This window comes from Intestinimonas sp. UBA1698 (assembly GCF_002320075.1).
Taxonomy (GTDB): Bacteria; Bacillota; Clostridia; order Oscillospirales; family Oscillospiraceae; genus Intestinimonas; species Intestinimonas massiliensis.
In genome coordinates, this window is the sequence record NZ_DCJO01000033.1 from 111949 (window position 1) to 137174 (window position 25226).

A 25226-nucleotide genomic window follows, 5' to 3' on the forward strand; every position below is an offset into this window, starting at 1 on the left:
ACCTCAATTCCGGCGGCCGCGCTGCTGGAGTCCCTCGCTGAGGAGGCTGAACCCCAGAATCAGCAGCACGATGGTGCCCCCGACGCTCAGCGCGTACCAGGGGGCGCTTCTCAGATAGGTCTGGCTGTCGTTGAGCATGGAGCCCAGACTGGCATGGGGCGGCTGAATGCCAATTCCCAGAAAGCTCATGCTGGCCTCGCTGAGAATGGCGTTGTTGAAGCCGATGGTGATGGCAGGCAGCAGCACGGAGAAGGTGTTGGGCAGGATGTGGGAAAACAGGATGCGGGCATCGCCTACCCCCATCAGCTTGGCGCTTTGGATGTAGTTCAGATGCCGGCACCGGGCAAACTCGCCCCGGACGATACGGGCGAAGCTGGGGATAAAGAGGATGCCCAGCGCCAAAATGATGTTGTAGGTACCGCTCCCCACCACGCTGACAATGACCAGAGCCAGCAGGATACTGGGAAAGGCGGTAATGGAGTCACAAACTCGGGTCAGGATCACGTCGGCCGTACCGCCATAGTAGCCGCACAGGCTGCCAACGAGAATACCGGCCAGGCAGCCGATGGCCACCACGCTGACAGCAATCAGAAAGGACGTGCCCGCCCCCTGGAGCACCCGGCTGAAGATATCCCGGCCAAAGTTGTCGGTGCCCAGCAGATGCTGCAGGGAGGGCGCCTGCATTTGGGCGGAGGCGTCCATCTGGGTAGGACTGTAGGGGGTCCAAATGTACCCCATCAAAATGAGCAGCGTCATCACCAGCGAGATGCCGCCGCCGATATAGAAAAAAGAGTTCCTTGCTTTTTTCATAGAAATGGTCCCTCTCAGCGCAGTCGGATGCGTGGATCGACCAGTTGATAGAGCAGGTCTGCCACAAAGTTCACTACAACAATCCAGGCCGCCAGAATGACCACGATGGCCTGCACCACAGGAAAGTCGCGGTTGGAGATACTGGCCAGCAGCAGCCGGCCCACGCCGGGGATGGTAAAGACCTGTTCAATAATGATGCTGCCGGTCATGATCTCGGCAGCAGAGACGGCTAAAAAGGTGATGACAGGAATCAGGGCATTTTGCAGCACATGGCGCTGCAGGATGGCCCGGCGGCTGTTGCCGCGGCTCTGGGCCGTGCGGACATAATCCTGGCCCAGCTCGTTGAGAATGGCGCCCCGCAGCATCTTCACCGTCATGGCGATGCGGGGAATGGCAATGGATAGGGCGGGAAACAGAAGATAGGCAATACAGGCGCCCCAATCCTGAGTATAGGAGACAAAATTGCCCGGGGTAAAAAGCCGGAATACGATGCCGAACAGGAAACAGGCCAGGATGCCGATGAAGAAGGAGGGGATACTCATCACCACCTGATCGAAGGCGGTGATGAGCCAGTCCAGGGCCTTGCTACGGACGCTGCCCGCCAAAATGCCCAGCGGGATGGACAGAATCACGGTAAAGGCAAAGGAAAGGATCGTCAGGATGGCGGTGATGGTCAGCTTTTCCGAAAGCATCTCCCCCACCGGCATGTGATAGCTGTAGCTGGTACCCATATCTCCGGTCAGGAAGGCGGTCAGCCAGTTCCAATAGCGCACAGGAACGGGCTTGTCCAGCCCCAGCTCCGCCCGCAGAGCGGCCACTGCCTCCGGCGTGGCCTCGGTGCCCAGCATCTTGGTAGTTGGATCGCCGGGAATGACCTGAAAGGCGAGAAAGGCGAGGAGTGAAACGATGAACAATGTAATAATGAGAGTGAGGAATTTTTTCGCGACATATTTCATCTCCCCGCCTCCTCTCGTTTCATATTCCGGCTTTACGCGGCAAAGTAGAGTTTCGCCATGTCGATCACATAGAGGGGATAGAACTCATACCCCTCCAGCGCCGGGTCCATAGCCACGAAATCGGCCATGTCCTGGAGATAGACATTGGCGGCGGTATCGCTGAGGATCTTCAGGCACTGCTTATACAGGGCCGTCTGCTCCTCGTCGTCGGTGGTGCTCTGCGCGGCGGCAAAGGCGGCGTCATAATCCGGATTGTTGTAGTTGATCATGTTCTTGTCGTTGTCGCTGACCCAGCGGGCCAGCATGCCGCTGGCGTTCAGGGTGCTGGAGTCGAAGCCCACCACCGTGGACTGGAAGTTACGCCCGCCGTATACGTCGTTCACCCAGGTGTTCCAGTCCACCTTTTGGATGTCCGCCGTGACGCCCACCGCCGAGAGCTGCTGGGCCAGCACCACAGCGGTGTCCACGTGGGGCTGGTAGTTGCTGGGTACCGTGATGGTGAAGGTGAACCCGTCGGGATAGCCCGCTTCCGCCAGCAGCGCCTTGGCCTTCTCCGGATCGTGGGGATAGGCATCAGCCAGAGAGGCGTCAAAGTACTTGCCGAAAGACGGATACATGGAGGACCCCACCTTGGTGCCGTGGCCATCGGAGGTCAGGTCCAGCATGGCGTCCACGTCCACCGCATAGCACAGGGCCTGGCGCACTTTCACGTTGTCGAAGGGGGCCACCGCGTTGTTCAGGTAGATGGCCTGCACCAGGTTCATGGTGCCCTCCAGCACCTTATAGCCGTTGGACAGATTGTTGACCTGATCCATGGTCAGATGGGCCACCAGGTCTAGGGAGCCGCTGTCCAGCGCGGTGAACAAAGCCGTGCCGTCCTCATAGATCTTGTAGGTCACCTTGTCCAGATGGGCGGGCTCTCCATAGTATTCCGCGTGCTTCTCCAGAATGATGTTTTCCTGGACGCTGCGGGAGATATACTTGAAGGGGCCGGTCCCCACCGGCTTGGTGGCCTGGTCGGCGTAGTCGGCGGGCACGATGTACACGCTGGCCACATAGCTTAGGAAATCGCTGTTGGGCGCGCTGAGGGTCATGGTAATCTGGTTTCCGTCCACCACCGTATCCGTGACAGCAGAAAGCGCCGTCACCACGGCGGAAGTCACCGAGGTAGCGGCGCAGGTTTCAAAAGAGTAGAGCACATCGTCCGGCGTGCAGGTCGCGCCATTGTGGAAGACCACACCGTCACGCAAAGTGAAGGTGTAGGTCAGTCCATCTTCCGACACTTGGTAATCGGAGGCGACTGCACAGACGTAGTTTCCGTCCGAGTCGGGCTTGACAAGGCCCTCAAAGACGTTAAACATGACTTCTCTAGTTCCTGCGGCCGTCATTTGATACGGGTCAAGACTATCATCCAGGTCCTGGGCGATGCCCACGGTGAGTTCGTTCGCGTGGACCGCCCCGGAAGAAGGCGTAGTTTCGTCGCTGGGGGCGGGCGTCTGAGTCGTTGCTCCTCCGCATGCGCTGAGTGAACACGCCAGAGCGGCCGCCGCCAGGAAAACTGCAAGAATACGTTTTTTCATTGCTGATTCTCCTTCCGCCGTTTCCGAAGAGACGGCGTTACAACAAAATAACTTCTTCTCCCATTATTAAATTGTCGCGTCCTATTGTAGAGCATAACGGGCAAAATTACAAGTGCTCTTTTCAAAAATATCGGTGGAGCCGCATATTTTTCCGTTGGTCCACTCCTCCGTGCCCGGGGCGAAGGGCCGCAAAAAGGCGCAGAAGCCTCGGTCGGAGGCGCTTAAACCAGATCGGAGCATCTCCGTCGATGCACAGCCGGCTGTCTGGCTCAAGTCTGTTTTTGCCGTTTCAAAATCAACTGCCGGATGCCCAACGGGCATCCGGCAGTGTCCTATGTCTTTGGTTGGGGTCCCATAAACCGGGAGCTCAGCAGCGCCACCAGCGGGACCGTCAAAACGATGCCGATGGAGCCCGCCACACCCCGGATGACCTCGACGGCCATAGCATCGGTATTGGCGATCTGGATCAGGGGATAGTCATAGACCCGGAACAGAATCAGCATGTTCAGCGAGGCGCCGGCAAAAGCTAGGATCAGCGTATTTGCCATGGTGCCCATGGCGTCCCGCCCGATGTTCATACCGGAGCGAAACAGCTCCGCCCGGGTCAGGTTTGGGTTCAGCTCCCTCAGTTCATTGCAGGACGACGCGATGGACATAGCAACATCCATAACCGCCCCCAGAGAGGCGATCAGGATGCCGCTGACCAGCAGCCCGCTGATGTGCAGCTTCGAATCGCCGGCCCGAAGCACCAGTTCCTCTGCCTCCGACAGGTTGAATCCGTTCAATGGGGAGATGGTCCCGGCCAGGCCGGCAAAGATTCCCGCCGCCGCCACGCCGCCGACGCAGCCCAGCGTCGCGCACAGCGTCTTGCGGCTGAAGCCGGTGAGCAGAAGAAGGGACGCCGCCGTGGTCAGCGCCACCACGCCGATGGAGACCAGAATCGGGTCCGCCCCCCGGAGGATCAGGGGAACCAGCAGATACCACAGGCAGGCCAGCGTATAGGCCAAGCCCAGCAGCGCCATGGCCCCCTTCTTTCCCCCGATGAGGACGAGCAGCGCTCCAAACACCACCAGCAGTCCAGCCAGCACGAGTCCCCGGTCATAATTGGGCACCGAGATGATGTAGGGCTCCCCGTGATCGTCGTAGTCCAGGCGCACCACGATGCGCGTCCCCAGGCGGCAGTCCACGTTGGTATAGGCGTTGAGATAGTTGGAGGTCTCCAGGACCGTACCTTTGAACGGGCCGGTGAGCAGCTTCACCTCGATGTACTGTTCCCCCAACCGTCTGCCCTCGGTCCAGGTGTCCTCCGCACTGTGGTCCGCCAGCACATCCGTAACCCTGGCAACGGCAAACAGGCGTTTCCGGGCGGCCCGCGCCTCCCGTTCGCCTTCACCGCCCCGCAGAGCCGCGGCCGTGACGACCAGCACCGCCAGCAGGAGCAGGGCCGCGCCGATCTCCCAGACACGCCGCCCCTTCAACGGCTTTACCACAGGCTGTTTCTTCCCCTTTGACTGCTTCATGGTGTTCCCCCTCGGGCAGGAATGGCCGGGGCCGCCTCCCATGGGAGCGGCCCCGGCATGCAGGGATGGGATGCTTTTTAGGTCTGTTCCCGCTCAACGTACCGCATCAGCAGGGCGGCAAACTCGGAGCGGGCCGCCTGGTCCAGGGGCCGCAGGCAGCCGGCGGCGTCCCCCTTGAGCAAGCCCACACCCACGGCCCACCGGACGGCAGGGGCCGCCCATTCGCTGACCTGCCCCGCGTCCTTGAAGCCGATGAGATTGGTATCCTCCCCAACCGATACGTCCTCACCCTTGTACCGGGCATAGCGGTACAGGATGGCGGCCAACTGCTCCCGGGTGACCGGGTCGTTCACGCCAAACCGTCCATCGCCGTAACCCTTGGCGATCTCCCGGGCGGCGGCCCAGCTCACCCCTGTACCATACCAGGCCCCGGCGGCCATATCCCCAAAGGTGGCCGCTGTGCCGGTGTAGGTCTCGCCGGAGAGGCGGTAGAGCACCGTGGCAGTCATGGAGCGGGTCATCGGGTCATCTGGCCCGAAGGTGGTCCCGGACGTGCCCTGGAAGAGCCCGGCGCCATAGACATAGCACACCGCGTCGTAGTACCAGGCATCCTCGTCCACATCCAGGAAGGGCAGCGTCTCGTCCGGTTCGGGCTCCAACGGCACATCGGGGTTCGGAATGGTCTGCCCGGCGCTGGAGGAGCCGGAGGAGGGACGTTTGCACACGACATCCGCCCGGTCCCGGATGCGAATCCGCGGGAAGGGGCCGTCCGGAGCATTGAAGGTGTTGTCGTAGGACGCCAGGCCGGTCGCGGTGATTTTGCGTCCCACCCGCAGGTTCTGCACGTCCTGGCCCGTGGTGATATAGCCGTCAATGAACACGCGGGCCAGCTCGCCATTCTTATCCCGGACCATAATGGTCTGTACCAGGCCGTTGGCCTTCTCAAAGCTGGCCACCGTTCCGGAGATGGTCACCAGGCTGCCCAGGACACTGCCGTCGTTGAGCTGTCCGGCCGTGATCGTCTTGGGTTCCACATTGCCCTCCCCGACAGCTTTGATGGAGGTCACGGCAATCTGGCGTTCGCCCTGATAGGACGAGGTGGTGCCGGTGATGCGGACCCTGTCGCCAACCTTGTAGTCGCCAGCCACGGGGAAAGCGTTGATGCCGGCGGTGTCGTCCTGAACATAGATGCAGTCGAAGAAGGCGGTATCCTTGTCATAGCCGGAGGCATTGGAGGTGACCACGCCCTCGATGGTGAACTTGACGCCTTCGGACTCTGCCGCTTGGACATCCGCGATGGGAGTAATGGAAGTAGGATTGAGATACTGCACCAAATTCTCACAAATGGTGTAGTTGGCATAATTCTTTTCGGAACCGGAATCCTCGATGGTGGCCTGGACCTCAAAATTGGACATGAAGGCCGCGCCGGAGACGATGACCATGCCCCGGTCCGGCTGCCGCTCACTGGCCATCACCAGCAGGCGGTCGTCATTTTCGGCATAGGCATATTGGGGGATGCTGTCACCACCCAGCCCGTCTTTGTCCACGTCCACGGAATAGGTGGTGGCGTGGCCGAACACCACCGGGCTCACGGTCTCCGGGAGAGTATCAATTGGGTTGCCGGAGGCGTCCACCGCGTAGATGGAGGCGCCGCCGTAGTGGCTGAAGACCTGGGTATACATCCGGTCGAAGGGGTGGTTCGCATCAAATTCGACGTTTTCCGTCAGAAGGTTCTCCCAGTTGTAGCTGGAGAAGTAGAGCCTCCATTTGTCCACGCCGTCGGCGGCGCTGCGGACGTCGTCATACGTGGCGTCGTCGCTGATGCGCAGGCTGGAACCCAGCGCCGCCAGCAGCTCGTTCTGCGTCGCGGCCATGTGCTTGATATCCGGATTGCCCTGGATCACGTCATAGTTCTCATAGTTGTCCGACCAACCGGCCAGAATCACCATGCCGCCCGCCTCGTGGAAGGCCTTGACGGCGGCCAGCTCGGCCGGAGAGTAGGTCCTGGGGTCGCTCTGCGCATCGGCCAGACGACGGGAGGGGGCGGTAAAGATCAGCGCCTTGTATTTTTCGTTGGCGCAGGCGGCGATCAGCTCCTCGCTGGACTTGAGCTCCACCGTCCGCACACCGTAGCCCGCGGCCAGGTTGCCGAAGTTGCCCATGGAGTCCTTATAATTGCCCGCCACATACTCGTTGTAGTGGGAGGCGTCGATGCCGATATACACCAGCTTGGCGGAGTCCAGCACGTCCAGCGTCACGTCCATGGCGTATTCATATTCCACACCCTTCTGCTCCATCAGGACCGTCACGGTGATGGTCATGACCTTGGCAGTCGTCGGGGTATACCGGAACGGGATCTGGAGCGACCCAGAGGCGGGGACCGTGTAGCCGGCGGCGTCCACGCCCAAGGTCTCGCCGCCGCTGGTGTAGTTCACCGATTTGACGGTGGCGTCCGCGCTCTCGCTGTTGAACAGAGTGGTGGTGATGGTCAGTTCCTCGTCGGTAACGGGGGTGGAGGTGCCGCACACCACGCTGGAGATGCCCAGCTTCAGGGTCTCGCCCACCCAGACCGGCGCGGTGACCGCCATATCCCCGTCACCCTCGGTGACGCGGATGTAGTAATAGCTGTATGTGGGGTCCAGGGTGCAGCTCAGCAGGCCGGAGGCCAACTCAGCGGGGTCATCCCAGGCATAGGCCACCCGGCCGGAGTTGACGATGACCTCGACCTTGGAGATAGAGTCCGTCCGGTCGGGATCGGAGACCTGAACGCTGAGGTTCAGCTCTTCCGGGATCTCCTCAAGGATGGAGCCCAGCGGCTGCTCGTTGACCGTGTAGTAGATCTCCAGGTTCTTGTCCTCCGTGGCGTACATCCGGTGGTTGCGGATGGCCTCGTAGATGCCCTGCTCGCTGAAGTCGTCGGTGAGAATGACGTCTCGCGCGTCATTGGCGTTGCCCCACTTGCCCTTGTGGTTGTCCTGGTTATTGGTGGGGGCCACATGCCAGCCCTTATCCAGCGCCATAGTGTAATACTCATAGCTGGGGTAATAGCCGCCGGCACCGATGGCGCCCTCGCCGTTGCCCACCTCCACCATATACATCCGGCTGTCAATGAGGGCATCCCAGTAAGAGAAGTCGGAGAAGGTGCCGAAAGTGGAGCCCGGATGGTTGAACTGGGACAGGGAGTCCACGCCCTCCGGCTGACTCAGCAGGGCGTAATAGGCCTTCAGGCCCGCGTCTTCGGTCTTGTTGTTCAGGGCCGTGTTGTTCCGGGACACGATACCCTCGGTATTGAAGGTGTTGATGTGGCCGGGGCCGCCGGACCAAGTCATCTCAAACCCGCCCAGAGCGATCTTGCCGTTGTTCTCGGCGTTGAAGGCGTCGATGGCCGTCTTGTAGGAATTCCAGGTCTCCTGGCTGTATGCGGTGGCCAGGCTCATATCATAGAGGGCCCCTTCCGGATTGGCCGCGCCGGACTTGTCAAAATAGTTGGAGTGGTCGGTGAAGGCCACAAAGTCCACGTTGGCGCTGTCTGGCAGGTTGGCCACATAGCTCAGGGCGGACTCCAGCGTGCCGGAGCCGTCGGAGTACTGGGTGTGGGAGTGGAGCTGGCCGAAGTAGAGCCGCTCGGTGGACTGCCCCACCGTGAAGCTCCAGGTCTTTCCGGAGGACTTCCCGTCCGCGCGGGTGACCGTAACCGTGGCGGTATACCGCCCGTCTGTCAGGTCGGTCTCCGGGATGTAAACCGCCTTGCCGCCGTCCACGGTCATGACCGCCTCATCCAACGCCGTACCGCTGGACTTCAGGGTCAGCACAGCGACCGGGGCCTCTCCCCCGTTGCTGAACTCAGCCGAAATAACGGGCCGCTTCTCCGCCCCGGTCTCCGCGCCGGCCGCAGGCGTCACCGCTCCGATGACGGGTTCGTCCTTGACGGCGACGATAGCGGTCCCGGAAATGGCCGTGCCCTTGGTGTCCTGACCGGTCACGGTGATGGTGATGCTCTCGCCGTTGACTGCATCCACGGGAATGGTATAGGTGCCGTCCCCGTTGGCGGTGAGCACGGTCTCCCCCGCCTTTACGGTGAGCCCGGCCTCAGACACGCCGAACACCGCGTCCACGGTGAAGGTAAAGGTATACGACTGGCCCACATAGGCGTCCGGCAGGGTCCCAAACACGACCTGGGGGAGATTGACTACGCCGTCAGTCACCTTCACGCCGTCCGCCACAGGGTAGAACTGGAACGTATAGATGTCCTTGTCGGTGACGTTGTACATGCTGTAGGTCTTGTAGGCTCCGGCATAGTATTCCAGGTACTGGCTGTACTTGCCGTTAAACTTGGCCGTCCGGCTCTCCAGCGTAAAGCCGCCGTTGTACTCCGCCAGCGTCCAGTCGGCATCCTCCGCAGCCTCCTGCTGGTAGAAAGCGTTGTTGCCGGTGCCGTTGGAACAGAGGTAGCCGTCATGGGCCGTCTTGAAACGGTAATAGTCTCCGTTCTTCTCTACCGTGAAGACCCGTCCGCCATTGGCCGCCGCAGCTTTTCCGTCCGTGAGCTCAGCCGCGGCGCTGGTAATGGAGGGGCTTCCTGTGTTGTCATCCTGCCCGGCCAGCACGCCCTGGGAGGAGTGGTTATACAGCACCACCTGATCGCCGGCAGCCGGGAGCGCGCCGCCGGGCGTCGGGATGTCTCCAGAAACCTTATAGAACGCCTGCGCAAAAAGGCTCTCCTTGTCAGCCGCGATGGTTCCATAGGCACTCCAATTACTCTTTTCCGCATACCACTCCAGGTACATACCGCGTGCCGCATTTTTAATGTAATAGCAGTTCTCCGTCTCTGCCTCAGAGACCTCCCAGGCGGTATTTACATCATCGAGAGGCGTACTGGAGTAGCTTGCTCCCATAGACAGTTTCTTGCCATCAGCGGTCGCAAAAGTATACGTGCCGTCCGCATTAACGCCCACCGTCCACACATCGGCCGCCGTAAAGCCGGAGAGCGTCCCCTCCGATATCGTCACGTCTGTGCCCATGTTATAGTACCCGTTGTAGGTCGTGGAAAGCGACTTGCCATTGGCAGGGTTGTAAATCACTACCCTGGCACCATCGGTCAACGGGCCCTCAGGTTCAGGATCGGGGTCGGGCGTGGGGTCCGGCTCACTGGAGCCTTCGTCCAGCTTATATAGGGTAAAGTCGGAGGGATATCCATCTGGATTGCCGGATACCGTTGCACTCTTATATGCCCTGAATTTGTTCTCCGATCCCTTATTGCTGGCCAATATCACCGTGTCCTCGCCATGTCCAGCAAACTGGAAGGTCCCTGTTTCAGAGCAGGTAACGCCCCAGCTATAGGCACCGGATTGGATGCCGTTATTATTTCCTCCCTTCGGAGCAATCGTGACTCCATTGCTGTCCGTCAGGGTCACCACAGAATCTCCTACCGTGATATCCCAGACCGTATTTGCAGCCGGATTCACCACTTGGTTGTCAGATGATGATGTAATGGCTTGGGCAGATACCCAAGTTCCATCCAAAACACCTGGTCCATAATCCGTACCGACTGCCATTACATACTTGCCCGTTACCAATTCCTCCATGGAACTGATTCTTGTGTATGTGCTGTCGCCCGTTGCCCAAGCCACCGCCGGCAGCATGGTCACGACCATCACCGCAGTCAGCAGCAGTGCCAGCATGCGGCGTCTGAGTCTGTTCATAGTGATCCTCCTCTGATTTTTCACAGTGATCCCTTCGGGGGTAATCCCAAAAAGAATATCCGGGGTTCTCACCTGCTCTAGCCCAGTACGCTTTGGCCCATCACTCCTCTGTTCAGTCAAATCGTCACTCATCTTCTGATCCATCCGTTCCTGTTCCTTTTAAACTGTTTCAAATTCAAGTTTTTATGTGCAGGTTCACCTCCAACTGTTACAATTTTACGAATTCAAATCCGTATAGATCTATTGTAACGTTAATTCCGGTTACATTCAATGTACTATTGTAAAATTTACACATATTTCTGTAAATTGCCGGTCAAGTTTTCGGCAAATCGATCGCCTTCAGCCGTCTGCACATCGACCCTCGGCCTGTCTTTCCCCGTCCATGGTCACTTTCCCTTGAAAACAGCCGTTTTTAGAGGTAGATTGAAACAGGGTGGTGGCCATATGAAGCGGCGCTCATTGTTCTTGGCATCCTGCTGCTCCTTCCATTTCTCTTTATTTTTCTGGCCTATGGCTCCTTCCGTTACCGCTACTGTGATTTTCCCGTAGACGGCGTGCAGGCGGATATCGATCAAAAGCGCGCTGAGCTCTCCCACTTCTTTTTCCGGCCCCCTTCTGGAGAAACGTGTAGAGAGGAAAAAAGCCGTGCCGTGGATGAAATCCATCCACGGCACGGCTTTTTGCTCTCAGAATTATCAGCGGACCGCCTTAACGGCATCAAATTCATCACAAATGTCCTGCGCCGGAGAGGCGGTAGCCAGGGAGACCGCCACGATTGCCACACAAGCCACCAGGAAGGCGGGCAGCAGCTCGTAGATATTCCAGGCCCCGCCGATGGGCCGCACCAGGTATTTCCACACAAAGACCATGACACCGCCCGTGATCATGCCAGCCAACGCGCCCCATTTATTGCTCCGCTTCCAAAACAGCGCAAAGAGCATTACCGGGCCAAAGGCGGCGCCGAACCCCGCCCAGGCAAAGGAGACGATGGTAAAGACCGAGCTGTTGGGGTCCCAGGCCAGCACGACACTGACCAGCGCAATCGCGATGACCGTTCCGCGGGCGACCAGCATGGAGGCTCTTTCGCTCATTTTGACATGGAAGAAGTCCTGAAGCAGGTCCTGCGACACGCTGGACGCCGCAGTCAGAAGCTGGGAGTCGGCCGTGGACATGGTACAAGCCAGGATACCTGCCAGCACCACCCCGGCTGTCAAGGCAAAGAACGCGCCGTGCCGGCTGAGCAGGTCAGCCAACTGAACGATCACAGTCTCCGACTCCGCGCTGGAGGAGAACACGGGAATCTTCCCGTTCAGGGATACGCTGTAGCCGATAATGCCGATGAGAATGGCCACAAACATGGAGATAACCACCCAGACGGAGGCGATACGGCGGGATATCTTCAGCTTGTTTTCGTCCCGGATAGCCATAAAGCGCAGGAGGATATGGGGCATCCCAAAATAGCCCAAACCCCAGGCCAGAGTGGAGACAATGCTCAATGCACCGTAGGTCGCCGCCTCACCCGTTGCCATGTTGTGTCCCTGGGCCAGGTTCAGATAACCGGGCAGAGCGCTGGCATTCTGCATGACTACATCCCAGCCGCCCGCCTGCTGGATGCCGAAAAAGACGATGACCACCAGGGCGATTGACATGACGATGCTCTGGATCAGGTCTGTCGTCGATACCGCCAGAAACCCGCCCAGGACCGTGTAGCCGATGATGACCACGGCGCCCACGATCATGGCCACATGGTAATCCACCCCAAAGAGGCTGTTGAAGAGGGTGCCCACCGCCTTAAAGCCGGAGGCCGTATAGGGGATGAAGAAAATCAGAATGACCACCGCCGCAATGCACGAGAGCACATGGCGGTCGTCCCGGTAGCGGCGGGAGAAAAAGTCGGGAATGGTGATGGCCCCGGTGCGGACCGAATAGCAGCGCAGCCGTTTGGCCACGATCAGCCAGTTGAGATAGGTGCCGACCGCCAATCCGATGGCGGTCCACCCGGGTTCCGCGATGCCGCTGAGATACGCCAGCCCCGGCAGGCCCATGAGCAGCCAACTGCTCATATCCGACGCTTCTGCGCTCATGGCCGTAACGATGGGTCCCAGCTTCCGGCCGCCCAGATAGAACTCGTGCGATGATGAGCCGCTGCCCTGCCGGCTGAAGTAAAAGCCCACATAGATCATAAGGATCAGATAGATGATGATTGCCGCGATGATACAGAATTGTGCCGTAGTCATGGAAGTCCCCCCAAACAAACATTACCGCAGTCACACCACACCCAAAGCGCGAAATACGGCGAAACAAGAATGGACCTATCATACCACGACCAAAAATAGACTGCAATGCAGAACAATGTATAGACTATAGTCTATACATTGTTCTGCATTCTTCTAAAAATCATTTGTTATTCTAAGATTACAGTTCCATACTGTTTTTAGGTTTTCTATCAGGCAATAACCCGCTCAAAAAAGAGGGAAGCACCTGAGATGCATAATCCCGCAGGGAATATTCCCCGCCGCACAGGCACCAATCGTACATCAGCGCCCGCTCGCACAGGGCGTAGAGCTTGACCATATCATTGACGCTGCGCCGGGTGGACAGCTCCCCGGCGGCCTGCCCTCCGGAGATGATACGCCGCAGCAGGCGGTAATAGGTCCGCTGGTGATCCAGCAGGTGCTTCGCCCCGCTGGTCACCAGTTGAGTGGACAGCAGTCGGGCCAGCAGATCAATGGAGACGCTGTTTTCGATCATACCGAACAGCTCGCTGTTGAGAAAAAGGAGCTGTTCCATTGCGGTCATGCCGGGGTCCATGGTCTCCTGCAACGCCTCGTACTTCTCGTCAAACAGATCGCTCAGTGTACTCAGAAGCGCGTCCTTGCCGTCAAAATAGTGATAGAAGGAACCCTTGGAGGTCTGAGACTGGTCAATGATCTCTTCTACTGTGGTGTGCTCGTAGCCCTGCTCGTAAAAGAGCTGCCAGGCTGCGCTGACGATCCTGCCCCTGGTATTGCGGGCGTTTTTCTTGGCCATACGTACATCCTCCTTTTTCTCCTTGATTATAGCGGTTTCGGTGACAAAGAGCAACCTTTCCGCCGTCCTGCGCGAAAAGGACCCGGCCCCCAGCCCAGTGCCATGAAGTTAAGATTTTTGCCGAACACGAAAAAGTACCCACCCTATTCAAAACAGGGTGGGTACTTGGGGGCGCATGCATGAATGAGCTGTGTATTCTATATGATGCCACATTTCATATCATGTTTCGGAAAATTATGGGCAAACCTGTTCGAAAACTGGAATTTTGCTATTTCATTTTTTCTTGGCACTCGCTACATTCTCTGTCGTGCATAGAAACAATGCCACCGCATTTAGGACAAGTATATTTGGCTTTCTGCTGTTCCATAAAATGTTCTAAACCATGCGCTTGAACAAAGCGGCTATTTTCTATAAGACTTGCTTGATACCGTTTGTGATAGCTTTTTTCTAAGTTTTTAATCAGCTTACATGAATATTCGGCACATTCAAAACAGTAGGACAGAGATTTTTCTTTGATACAGTCCTTTATTTTGCATTTGCGACAATGCTCTGGTTTTCCTTTATCGCTATTCAAGCAACCAGCGCAAGGTTTTTTATGGTAACAGTGCTTATAACAAACCTTGCTTTCTACAACTTCCAGGTTGTCTGTCTATCTTCTTGAACCACATTATATCATCGTTTCAACCGAAGTAAAAGGGGAAAAATAGACTTTTCCTACAAATCGCTGTACTTTAAACTACATTTCGTCGACTTGTTGTATTTTCTGGCTCTGTCGCAGCGTTTTTCCTGCCCTGTCAAGTTAGGGCGGTGACTTCGATACCGGCGATAGGTTCATGCTCTGCCGTTTCGCTTAACAGGAAGCGTAGAAAGATACCCCGCCGGTCATGGGTAGATGGTACACATCTGCCCATGACCGGCGGGGTTCACGCTTAATGACATTGCCCCCAGGGCGGGTCCTTTTGAAAATCGGTTCGATCACTGCAGGTCCTTGACCATGACCAGCTCGCCGATCCCGGGCTTTACCGCATCGGGAAGCGAGCCCAGCAGCCAGTATCCCCGGCTCCGGTAAAACGCCTGAGCCCCCTGATTGAAGTCGCTGACCATCAGCGTGACCCGCCGGGCGCCGGCCCGCAGGGCCATATCCTCCAAATGCTCCATGAGGAAGCTGCCCACACCCTGTCCCCGGAAGGTATCTCGGACACCGATCAAGCTCAGATAGGGGTACAGGCCGCAGAAGCCTGTCATCACCACCCGCATGGCGCCGGCCAGCTCGCCGTCCTCGCTTACGGCCAGGTACAGTTCGCCCTGCGCCGCCGCCCGCCGCAGGCTCAACTCCAGGCGTCCCGGATCCTGAAAGTATCGCTCGTAAATGGCGCTGTTCCGAAAAACTGCCTCGCAATCCGCCGGGAGCTCCGACGCCGCACGTTCCAGCCTCAAATGCACGTCGCTTCCCTCCCCGCTGGCAGCGACAGCTTGCCCATGACCGCCGCTTCCCGGGCCCCTGTTACACTGGGAAGGGTGTTGGGTCTCTCGCGGACGCAGCAGTCTGCCAGAAGCGCAAAGGCCACGGCCTCCTTGGCGTCGCTGCTCCAGCCCAGATCCTCCTGGGTCCGCACCGCCACCCCGCGGGGGGCGAAGCGGCGCTTCAGAAAGCCCAGCAGCGTTTGATTGTAGCTGCCTCCCCCGCCGACAACAATCTCGCTGGCGTGATACCGCTGGTGCACATACCGCTCGTAGGCGTCCACAATAGACCAGGCCGTCAGGTCGGTGACCGTGGCCACCAGATCGGCGTCGGAAAGGGGATGGGTCCTCCGCCACTCCAGAATCCGGGCCGTGTACTGCTCTCCGAACAGCTCCCGTCCCGTGGTCTTGGGCAGCGGCCGGGTATAATAGGGCTCCTGCTGAAGCTGGGCGAGCAGCTCCGGGTCCACCCGTCCCCCTGCGCCCAGACGGCCACCCTCGTCAAAGGTCTGACGCCCTTCGGACAGGGCGGTCACCACCGCGTCGATGATCATATTGCCCGGACCGGTATCGAAGGCATAGACCTCTTCCGGCTTTGCCGCCGCAGGCAGAACCGTCATATTTCCAATGCCGCCGATGTTCTGGAGCAGAATGGTCTCCTTCTCGCGGCGGTAGAGCAGGTATTCGGAAAAGGGCACCAGAGGGGCGCCCTGGCCCCCCACCGCCATGTCGGCCACCCGGAAATCCGACACGGTCGGGATTCCGGTCCGCGCCGCGATCACAGAGCCCTCCCCGATCTGCACCGTATAGCGGATGGGGTAGCCGTCCTTCCCGCAGGGGGACGGCTCATGCCAGATCGTCTGGCCGTGGGAGCCAATCACGTCGATATCCTCCGGCCGCAGTCCGGCCTTCCGGATGGCCGACAGGGCGGACTGGGCGTAAAGCTCCCCCAGGAGGAAGTTCATATAGCCAACCTTGTCCACGGTGGCCGTCTCCGGGCGGAACAGGGCAAAAATCTGCTCCCGCACCGCCGGAGGATAGGGCTGGTTTTCAAAGGCCAGCAGCTTCACCTGCGGCTCTCCGGCGCTCCCGCCGATCTCCACTACAGCGGCGTCTACGCCGTCCACCGAAGTGCCGGACATCATGCCGACCACCCGGCGGACCGGCTTTTTCTGGATCTCCCGCAGCATCACCGTCTGCCCCCTTCCGCGGCCTGAATCGCCTGGGCCAGACGCCCGCCGCACTGCTCCAGCAGCGCACGGGCCGCCCCGGCGTCCAGGCCGCCTTTCAGCATCAGAATGGCCAGCTTTACATGCCCGCCGGCCTGCTCCAGATACCGGCCGGCCGTCTCGGGGGCCGCGCCGGTGGCGTGGATGATCAGACGGCGGGCCCGGTCCTCCAGCTTCTTGTTGCTGGCCTTCAGGTCCACCATCAGGTTGCCATAGACCTTGCCCAGCTTGATCATCGAGCAGGTGGTCAGCATATTGAGGACCATCTTCTGGGCGGTGCCCGATTTCATTCGGGTGGAGCCGGAAATGACCTCCGGCCCCACCAGTGGAGCGATGGTCACATCGCAGAGTCCTTCCAGCCGGGAATGTGCGTTCGTGCACAGCCCGATGGTGACGCTTCCCCGCTCCTTTGCCCGGCCCAGCGCGGCCAGGACATAGGGCGCGCTTCCGCTGGCGGTGATCCCCACTACCGCGTCGGCGTTGCCCACCTCCAGGCGGTCCACCAGGGCGATCCCGTCGGCCTCGCTGTCCTCGCACCCCTCCACTGGGTGCCGCAGCGCCGTGTCGCCGCCTGCGATATAGCCCTGCACCAGATCCGGGTCCACTCCAAAGGTGGGCAGACACTCCGACGCGTCCAGCACGCCCAGACGTCCGGAGGTCCCGGCCCCCAGATAGATGAGCCGCCCCCCCTTCTGAAAGCACTGATAAATCAAATCCACCGCCCGGGCGATCTGATGCCGCTCCGCGGCCACCGCCCCAGCCACCAGGGCGTCCTGACGGTTGATCAGGTCCACCATTTCCTCCGTCGAACACAGGTCGATGTTCCGGGTATCCTCATTGATGCCCTCCGTCGTCAGCCCTGCCAGATAGTCATCCATGCCACCACCTCCAACTCGTTCCCTCTCAGACTATCTTATCCATTCGGCTCTGTCAATAATATTTCGCATTCTTTGGTGAATTGTTGAAATATAATTTTAAAATATATGGACTTATGCCCTTAACTTTGCTATACTGAATAAAAAGCACGGGAGAGTTATTGCTATGGGTTGTACACTTTTGATTAAGGAATGCCTGAACAGCCTGACTGAGACTGAGCAGCGGCTCGGCTGCTATCTGTTGGACCACACCTCCGAGGTCATCCATATGAACGCCAAGGAATACGCCTCGGCCTGCGCCTCGTCCCCGGCGGCGGTGGTCCGCTTTTCCAAGCGGCTGGGCTTCAAGGGCTTTACCGCCCTGAAGCTGGACCTGGCTCGGGAGTCCGGGCAGGGCGATGTGGACGATTTCCAGGCCGTCATCCGGGACAACGACGATATGGAGACCATCGTCCGGAAGGCGGAGCGCATCCACCTGCAAAACACCTCCCTTACCTATCAGATGCTCAACGTTTCTATTCTCTCCCAAGCAGTGGAGGAAATCTGCGCCGGCCGACGTATCCACCTCTTCGGCGTGGGGGCCTCGGGGCTGCTGGCCATGGACTTTCTCTACAAATCCTCCCGCATTGGCATCCCCGCCACCTACCACGCCGACGCCCACACCAACCTGGCCACCGCCTCTCTGCTGGGGCCCGAGGACATTGTCATCGCCATCAGCTACAGCGGCGAGACCCGTGAGACCGTGCTGGCCGCCAAGGCCGCCAAGGAGCGCGGCGCCAAGGTGATCGCCATCACCCAGGCCAACCGCAACACTCTGTCCCGGATGGCCGACTATCCCCTCTTCGTCCCGGGCGAGGAAAAAGAGCTGCGCGTCGGCGCCATGACCTCCCGCACCTCCGGTCTGCTGATCCTGGATCTGCTGTACCTGGGCATCGCCAAGCACGATCCCCAGCGGACCGAGGAAAATCTTCGCCAGACCCGGGACCTGATCCGGGCCTTTCAGGAGGAATAAAGTTTCAAATTATTTATCTTTTTATTGAAATCTAATTTTATATATGCTACGCTAGGCACCAAGAAACACAAACGCATAATCCGAAGGGCGCAGCCTTTCGCACAAGGTCGTGTATTCCTGGAGCAGAGTGGAATATAGGGCCCTTTTTTGTATCCAAGGCCGTAAAGGCGGCAGGACGGAGGCATTTTCCATGGATTTTTCGGCGGTCAGCCGTATTTTGGAGGACTACCGCGGGCGGGGCTACTACCCGTCGGCGGTGTGCCAGATTTTTGATGAAGCGCGCACCCTGTACCACCGGGCCTTCGGCGACGTGACGCCGGACACCTGGTTCGACCTGGCCTCGGTCAGCAAAATCATCTGCACTACCCTGCTCCTCTCCGCCATGGACGAAGGGCGGCTCTCCCCTGAGGATCGGGTCCTGGAGTTCCTCCCGCCGGAGCGTCCCGGCCCCGTCACCCGGAAGCGCCTGGAGCGGGTGACGGTGTTCCAGCTTATGACCCACACCTCCGGCATTGTCCCCTGGTACCCCTTTTATGCCGATGGCCGGGCGTTCTACACCGTGCTGGAGCACGTACTGAGCAGCACCCCCGTGGAGCCCGGCATGGCCTACAGCGACCTCAACTTTATGCTGCTGGGTCTGATCTTCACCCAGGTCACCGGCCTCAGCCTCCGGGAAGGGCTGGAGCACTACATCAAAGGCCCGCTGGGCATCTCAGACCTCTCCTACGGTCCCGTGGACCCCGGACTGTGCGCCCCCTCCTGCTACGGCAATCAGATCGAACAGCGCATGTGCGCAGAGCGGGGTATCTCCTTCCAGGGCTGGCGGCCCAACGGCGTCCCGGTCCGGGGCTCCTGCAACGACGGCAACGCCTATTACTATTGGCGCGGGGCCAGCGGCCACGCCGGGGCGTTCGCCACCTCGGCCGCCCTCGTCAGGCTCTGTCAGTTCTATATGACCACACAGAAGCCCGTTTTCCTCCGCGCCATGGCGGAAAATGTGTGCGGGCGGGGCCTGGGCTTCGATAAGAGCGCCGTATTCCCCGACGGCTGCGGTCACAGCGGCTTCACCGGCACCAGCCTGTGGCTGAGCCGGGAGCATCACATCGGCGCGGTCATTCTCACCAACAAATACTTCAGGTCCCAGGGCGAACCGTCCGGAACCTCCAACGAGTTCCGGCGGGACGTCCACTACGCCCTGTTGGGCCGCACGCCTCCGGCTTCGGTATAAGCAAGGAATCCACCTTGTGAAATACGATCACCTTATGAAAGAAAAGAGGTTATCTCCATGAACAACGTGAAGAAGTGGCTGTCTCTGTCTCTTGCGTGCGCTATGCTCATGGGCGCCCTGGCCGGCTGCGGCGGCGGGGGCTCCGCCAGCTCTCCCTCCCCTTCCGGCTCCTCCGCTCCCAGCGAATCCGCCTCCGCACCCACCAGCGCCATCCTCCGCTGGGGCACCGACTCCGAGCCCACCGGCTTCGATCCCCACACCAACTCCGAAGAGGCCTCCCTCCGCGTCATGAACCAGCTCTATGAGACCCTGGTCAGCCGTAACGAGGATATGACCTTTTACGGCCGTCTGGCCGAGAGCTGGGAGATCCCCGATGAGACCACCTACATCTTTCATCTCCGCCAGGGCGTGAAGTTCCACTCCGGCCGCGAGATGACCGCCGACGACGTGGTCTACACCTTCGACCGCATCCTGGGCAAGACCGAGGCCGGCGACATCGGCGCTCTGGGCAGCAAGGCCAGCTACTACGGCGGCGTCGCCTCCGTGGAGGCGGTGGACCCCTACACCGTGAAGTTCACCCTGGCGGAGCCCAACGCCGCGTTCCTGGGCAACCTCACTAGCAACTACGGCGCCATCGTGGACAAGGACGTCATTGCGGAAAAAGGCGACCTGATGCGCGCCGACGGTGGTACTGGCCCCTTCCAGCTGGGCGAGTGGCTGCCCGACAACTATGTGACCATCACCAAGTTTTCCGACTATTGGGAGGCCGACCGGGTGAAGCTGGACGGCATCACCTACTTCCTCATCGGTGACGAGGCTGCCCGTCTGGCCGCCCTCCGCACCGGAGAGATCGACTTCGCCAGCCTCTCCGCCACCAATGTCACCGCCGCGGAGAAGGAGGCCAACCTGAAGGTCATCAGCTATCAGACCAACGACTACATCGCCGTAGGCTGCAACCTCTCCACCCCCGCCCTCCAGGACAAGAACGTCCGTCAGGCCATGAGCTATGCTATGGACCGCGCCGCCATCATCAACGTGGTCTACGGCGGCCAGGCGCTCCCCTGCTCCATGGTGCCCCCCGCCATGGGCCACTGGTCCTTGGACGTGTCCGACATGGACCTCTACCAGACCAACGTGGAGAAGGCCAGGGAGCTGATGGAGGCCGCCGGCTACAGCGACAACAACCGGCTGACCCTGAGGGTGGCCGCCGGCCTTATGGATTCCATCCGTCAGGCCGCGGTGGTGCTCCAGCAGCAGTTGGCTGAGATCTACATCGACCTGGAGATCACCAATCTGGAGTCCGGTGAATATGTGGATATCTGGGGCAAGATGAGCACGCCTGAGGCGGGCTTCGACCTGATGATTGTTAACGACGGAGCAGGCACTGACCCCAACCGCTCGCTCTCCTTCTTCTTCGGCACCGGCGCCGGTGCCAACGTCTTCGGCTTCTCCAACGAGCGCGTGGACGAGCTGTGCGCCCTGGGCATCGCCACCACTGACGAGACCCAGCGCGAGGAGTACTACAACGAGGCCCAGCTCATCTGCATCGACGACTGCACCAAGATCTGCATCGCCAGCCCCATGAAGTATTTCGTGACCGCCTCCTATGTGGAGGGCTTCGCCCCCTCCGCCGCCGACGCCAGCAACTTCCGCGACACCAATCTGGCCCGGTAAGATACTCTGCGGGGATGAGGCAGGGGAAAACCACCCGCTGCCTCATCCCGCTTCCATCCTCTAGCTTTGAGGACTGACCATCCCCCATCGGCCGGGCCACCCGGTTGGGGATGGTCAATGCTCAATGGTCTGCCAGGAGTGTGACAGTATGAAAAACTATGCCATCCGCCGTGTCCTGCAGCTGATTCCCGTCCTGCTGGGCATCAGCATCCTCATCTTTGCCGTCATGAAAATGATTCCCGGCGACGTGATCTCCGGCATTCTCGGTGTGGAGGCCACACCGGAGCTTCGCGCCCAACTAGCCGCCAAATACGGCCTGGACCGGCCCTATGTGATCCAGTATCTGGACTGGATTGGAGGCGTGCTCCGGGGGGATTTCGGCGAATCCATCCGTACCTCCGCCCCCATCCTCCCCGAGATCCTCACCCGCTTCAAGGTCACTGCGGAGCTCACCATCCTGGCCGCCGTCATCTCCTGGTGCATCGCCATTCCCCTGGGCGTGCTGGCCGCCGTAAAGCGCAACACCCTGGCGGACCGCTTCGTGCGGGTCTTTGCCCTGCTGGGTGTCTCTGTCCCCGGCTTCGCTCTGTCCATCCTGCTGATCCTGGTGCTCTCGCTTGCCTTTAACTACTTCCCGCCGCTGGGCTATGTGAGCTTCTTCGAAGACCCGCTGCGCAACCTGCAGATCATGATCCTGCCCGCCGCCATTCTGGGTGTGAGCATTTCCGGCTCGGTGATGCGCATGACCCGTTCCTCCGTGCTGGAGGTCCTGCGGCAGGATTTCATCAAAACCGTCCGTGCCAAGGGCGCCAGCGAACGGGTCGCTATCTTCAAGCATGCCCTGCGTAACGCCCTCATCCCCATCATCACCCTCATTGGAATGCAGATCGGCTCTCTGCTGGGCGGGGCCGTCATCGTGGAGCAGATCTTCTCCCTACCCGGCCTGGGCCAGATGACCTTGACCGGCATCAACCAACGCGACTACCCCGTGGTCCAGGGCTGCGTGCTGTTCATCGCCTTCATTTACGTGCTGGTGAATCTGGTGACCGACCTGCTTTACGCCTATATCGACCCCCGTATCTCTTACGACTGAGGTGATCCGCCTTGAAAAGACTTGGACAGACCATACGGGAGCTCTGGCGCGATCCCATGGGCCGCATCGGTATGCTGGGCATCCTCATCGTCATTCTGATGGCCGTCTTTGCCCCTCAGCTCTCCCACTTCGGACCTGAAAAAATGGTGGGACTTCCCAAATCTCCCCCTGACGGGGAATTCTGGTTTGGTACGGACAACTATGGGCGGGACATCTTCAGCCGCATTCTCTACGGTGCCCGCGTCTCCCTTCAGGTGGGCATCATCGCCGTCGGCATCGCCGCCACCGCAGGTTATGTGCTGGGCCTCGTGGCCGGCTACTTTGAGGGCTGGGTGGACCGCGTCATTATGTGTGTGATGGACATTTTCTTCGCCTTCCCCTCCATCCTGCTGGCCATCTTTATCTCCGCCGTGCTGGGCCGCGGGCTGGTCAACACCATGATTGCCATCGGCATCGTCAATATTCCCGTGTTCGCCCGGACGGTCCGCGCCTCCGTTATCTCGGCCAAGGGGCTGGAGTACGTCCAGAACGCCAAATCGGTGGGCGTCAGGACCGGCACCATCCTCATCCGGCACATCTCCCCCAATGTGGTGGCGCCCTTCACCGTGCAGGCCACGCTGGCCCTCTCTAGCGCCATCCTCACCGAAGCCTCCATGAGTTTCCTGGGCCTGGGCATCCAGCCTCCGGACCCCTCCTGGGGCTCTATGCTCTCCGAGGCCCGCACCTATATGGAGCAGGCCCCCTGGATGGCGGTCTTCCCGGCGCTCTTTATTATCGTCACCATCCTGCTCTTCAACATTCTGGGCGACAGCCTCCGCGATGTGCTGGACCCCAAGCTCAAACTCTGAGAGGGGGCGAACGCTATGGATCATTTACTGGAAATACGCAATCTTTCCATTGAGCTCCCCAGGGGGAAGCGGAAGCCCCCCGTCAAGCTGGTGGAGGGCGTGGATCTCTCCATCGGCAAAAGGCAGAACTTCGGCGTGGTGGGCGAGTCCGGCTGCGGCAAGAGCATTACCTGCTCCTCTATCATGGGATTGCTCTCCTTTCCGCTGACTGTGGGCCGTGAGAGCTCCATCCGCTTTCAGCAGAGCGACGGCCGGGAGGTGGACATCGCCTCCCTCCCCCCCTCTGCGCTGCGCAAGCTGCGCGGCAAGGACATCTCCATGATCTTTCAGGAGCCCATGACGGCGCTGGACCCCATGTACACCATCGAGGAGCAGATCTGTGAATCCCTGCGGTTTCACACCGATCTGAGCAGGAGCGACATGCACGAGGCGGCCCTCGCCATGCTCAAAAAGGTCAAGATCCCCCGGGCCGAGCAGATCCTTCAGGATTACCCCCACCATCTGTCCGGCGGTATGCTCCAGCGGGTGATGATCGCCATCGCCCTGATCAACAACCCCCGGCTTCTCATCGCCGACGAGCCCACCACCGCCTTGGACGTGACCATCCAGGCCCAGATCCTGGACCTGATGAACGAGCTGCGGGAGAGCTACGACACCTCGGTCATCATGATCACCCACGATCTGGGCGTCATCGCCGAGACCTGCGAGGAGGTGGCGGTCTTCTATGCCGGCCAGGTGGTGGAGCAGGCCGGTGTGGACGCCATCTTCCACGAGACCGCCCACCCCTACACCACCGGGCTGCTGCGGTCCGTGACCTCGCTGGGCGGCGCGCAGAAGGAGCTCTACACCATCCAGGGCACGGTCCCCACGGCAGGCCACTTCGGCCCCGGCTGCCGGTTTGCCGACCGCTGCGAGCACTGCATGCCCCTCTGCCGGGAACGCGTCCCGGGACTGACGGAAGTCTCTCCCGGACATCTGTGCCGCTGCTGGCTCCACGCCGGCGGGCGAGAGGAGGCGGCGGTATGAGCGAACACAACGTAATTCTGGACGTCCAAAATTTGCGGACCTACTTTCCCATCAAGGGCGGCGTCGTGCGGAAAACAGTGGGCTATGTCCACGCGGTGGAGAACGTCTCCTTCCAGATCCGGGAACAGGAGACCTTCGGCCTGGTGGGCGAATCCGGCTGCGGCAAATCGACCACGGGCAGGACCATTCTGCGGCTCATCGAACCCACCGCCGGGCAGGTCCTTTTCGACGGCGAGGACCTGTGTACGCTGGACAGGGAGGCTATGCGGCAGAAGCGCCGGGATATGCAGCTCGTCTTTCAGGACCCCTACGCCTCCCTGAATCCTCGCATGACCGTGCGGAAGCTGCTGGAGGAGCCTCTCCGGACCCATTTCCGCCTGGCACAGGCCGAGCTGGACCAGCAGGTGTCGTGGATCGCCGGCGCCGTCGGCCTGGCGGAGGAGCAGTTGGAGCGCTATCCCCATCAATTTTCCGGCGGTCAGCGCCAGCGCATCAGCATCGCCCGCGCCCTCATCACCAAGCCCCGGTTCGTGGTGGCCGACGAGCCGGTGTCCGCCCTGGACGTGTCCATCCAAGCCCAGATCCTCAATCTGCTGATGAATCTGCAAAAGGACCTGAAGCTGTCCTATCTCTTCATCTCCCACGACCTCAATGTGGTGCGCCACATCAGCAATCGGGTGGGTGTCATGTATCTGGGCCGCATCGTGGAGCTGGGCGATACGGAGGATGTGTACTGCCGGCCCATGCACCCCTACACGCAGGCCCTTCTCTCCGCCATTCCCAAAAAAGACCCCGCGGAGAAAAAAGTCCGCATCCGGCTGGAGGGCGACGTACCCAATCCGGCCTCCCCTCCCCCGGGCTGCGCCTTTCACAACCGCTGCCCCCACTGCATGGACCTCTGCAAAGAGCAGGCGCCGGAGTCCAGAGAGCTGGAGCCCGGCCACCGCGTCGCCTGCCACCTCTATGACGTGCCCCGCTCCTGAAATCATAAATCCCCCCCTGAACCAGGTTCAGGGGGGAGCTTTTCGTTTTTTCCGCATCAGTGAGAGGTCAGCCGCCCGGACGGGCGTCTTTTTCCTCTTAGAATTTTTCTTTAAGATTTCTTAAGAAGTTGGAAACCATTTGTCATGTTTTTACGTCTATAATCGTTGTAGATGTAGGAGTGGTATATTCGCCGCCCTA

At 59.9% G+C, this 25226-nt stretch carries 19 protein-coding genes; 7 read left to right on the forward strand and 12 right to left on the reverse strand.

Annotation, left to right across the window (positions count from 1 at the left end):
* Positions 1 to 3: 3 nt before the first annotated feature.
* From B3H64_RS07595 to murQ, 12 genes are all read right to left on the reverse strand, one after another.
* Entirely contained in the window at positions 4 to 810 is an 807-nt protein-coding gene (locus B3H64_RS07595; RefSeq protein ID WP_050618513.1) for an ABC transporter permease, read from the reverse strand.
* Positions 811 to 824: 14 nt separating this feature from the next.
* Entirely contained in the window at positions 825 to 1766 is a 942-nt protein-coding gene (locus B3H64_RS07600) for an ABC transporter permease (protein ID WP_050618514.1), read from the reverse strand.
* 32 nt (positions 1767 to 1798) lie between these two features.
* Positions 1799 to 3346 carry an ABC transporter substrate-binding protein gene (locus B3H64_RS07605; RefSeq protein ID WP_286734203.1) on the reverse strand — a complete coding sequence of 516 codons (1548 nt, stop codon included), beginning with the start codon at positions 3344 to 3346 and terminating at the stop codon, positions 1799 to 1801.
* 332 nt (positions 3347 to 3678) lie between these two features.
* Positions 3679 to 4866, reverse strand: a complete 1188-nt coding sequence (locus tag B3H64_RS07610) for a YibE/F family protein (RefSeq protein WP_286734206.1) — start codon at positions 4864 to 4866, stop codon at positions 3679 to 3681.
* Between the two features lie 77 nt (positions 4867 to 4943).
* A complete protein-coding gene (locus tag B3H64_RS07615; protein WP_286734209.1) occupies positions 4944 to 10568 on the reverse strand; it encodes an S-layer homology domain-containing protein in 5625 nt (1874 codons plus the stop codon).
* Between the two features lie 386 nt (positions 10569 to 10954).
* Positions 10955 to 11233 carry a hypothetical protein gene (locus B3H64_RS07620; protein ID WP_050618518.1) on the reverse strand — a complete coding sequence of 93 codons (279 nt, stop codon included), beginning with the start codon at positions 11231 to 11233 and terminating at the stop codon, positions 10955 to 10957.
* 30 nt (positions 11234 to 11263) lie between these two features.
* Positions 11264 to 12805: a sodium/proline symporter gene (locus B3H64_RS07625; protein WP_050618519.1), complete on the reverse strand. Its 1542-nt coding sequence runs from the start codon at positions 12803 to 12805 to the stop codon at positions 11264 to 11266.
* 178 nt (positions 12806 to 12983) lie between these two features.
* Positions 12984 to 13598: a TetR/AcrR family transcriptional regulator gene (locus B3H64_RS07630; protein ID WP_050618520.1), complete on the reverse strand. Its 615-nt coding sequence runs from the start codon at positions 13596 to 13598 to the stop codon at positions 12984 to 12986.
* A gap of 268 nt (positions 13599 to 13866) precedes the next feature.
* Positions 13867 to 14238 carry a DUF3795 domain-containing protein gene (locus tag B3H64_RS07635; RefSeq protein WP_286734290.1) on the reverse strand — a complete coding sequence of 124 codons (372 nt, stop codon included), beginning with the start codon at positions 14236 to 14238 and terminating at the stop codon, positions 13867 to 13869.
* 335 nt (positions 14239 to 14573) lie between these two features.
* Complete coding sequence (locus B3H64_RS07640; RefSeq protein ID WP_286734212.1) at positions 14574 to 15035, reverse strand: GNAT family N-acetyltransferase; 462 nt, start codon at positions 15033 to 15035, stop codon at positions 14574 to 14576.
* Positions 15032 to 16249 carry an anhydro-N-acetylmuramic acid kinase gene (locus B3H64_RS07645; RefSeq protein ID WP_286734215.1) on the reverse strand — a complete coding sequence of 406 codons (1218 nt, stop codon included), beginning with the start codon at positions 16247 to 16249 and terminating at the stop codon, positions 15032 to 15034. The genes B3H64_RS07640 and B3H64_RS07645 overlap by 4 nt, the downstream gene beginning before the upstream one ends.
* Positions 16249 to 17166 carry an N-acetylmuramic acid 6-phosphate etherase gene (murQ, locus tag B3H64_RS07650; protein WP_050618523.1) on the reverse strand — a complete coding sequence of 306 codons (918 nt, stop codon included), beginning with the start codon at positions 17164 to 17166 and terminating at the stop codon, positions 16249 to 16251. The genes B3H64_RS07645 and murQ overlap by 1 nt, the downstream gene beginning before the upstream one ends.
* 163 nt (positions 17167 to 17329) lie before the next feature.
* Here murQ and B3H64_RS07655 point away from each other — a divergent pair, with 163 nt between their 5' ends.
* The 7 genes from B3H64_RS07655 to B3H64_RS07685 all read left to right on the forward strand — a co-directional run bounded on the left by B3H64_RS07655 (position 17330) and on the right by B3H64_RS07685 (position 25027).
* A complete protein-coding gene (locus B3H64_RS07655; RefSeq protein ID WP_238073157.1) occupies positions 17330 to 18175 on the forward strand; it encodes a MurR/RpiR family transcriptional regulator in 846 nt (281 codons plus the stop codon).
* 190 nt (positions 18176 to 18365) lie between these two features.
* Positions 18366 to 19403, forward strand: a complete 1038-nt coding sequence (locus B3H64_RS07660; RefSeq protein ID WP_286734221.1) for a serine hydrolase domain-containing protein — start codon at positions 18366 to 18368, stop codon at positions 19401 to 19403.
* Positions 19404 to 19460: 57 nt separating this feature from the next.
* Entirely contained in the window at positions 19461 to 21077 is a 1617-nt protein-coding gene (locus B3H64_RS07665) for an ABC transporter substrate-binding protein (RefSeq protein WP_050618526.1), read from the forward strand.
* A 148-nt stretch (positions 21078 to 21225) separates the two neighbouring features.
* Positions 21226 to 22170, forward strand: a complete 945-nt coding sequence (locus B3H64_RS07670; protein WP_050618527.1) for an ABC transporter permease — start codon at positions 21226 to 21228, stop codon at positions 22168 to 22170.
* An 11-nt stretch (positions 22171 to 22181) separates the two neighbouring features.
* A complete protein-coding gene (locus B3H64_RS07675; protein WP_207641546.1) occupies positions 22182 to 23018 on the forward strand; it encodes an ABC transporter permease in 837 nt (278 codons plus the stop codon).
* Positions 23019 to 23033: 15 nt separating this feature from the next.
* A complete protein-coding gene (locus B3H64_RS07680) occupies positions 23034 to 24044 on the forward strand; it encodes an ABC transporter ATP-binding protein (protein ID WP_050618529.1) in 1011 nt (336 codons plus the stop codon).
* Positions 24041 to 25027, forward strand: a complete 987-nt coding sequence (locus tag B3H64_RS07685) for an ABC transporter ATP-binding protein (RefSeq protein ID WP_050618530.1) — start codon at positions 24041 to 24043, stop codon at positions 25025 to 25027. The genes B3H64_RS07680 and B3H64_RS07685 overlap by 4 nt, the downstream gene beginning before the upstream one ends.
* Positions 25028 to 25226: the final 199 nt, after the last annotated feature.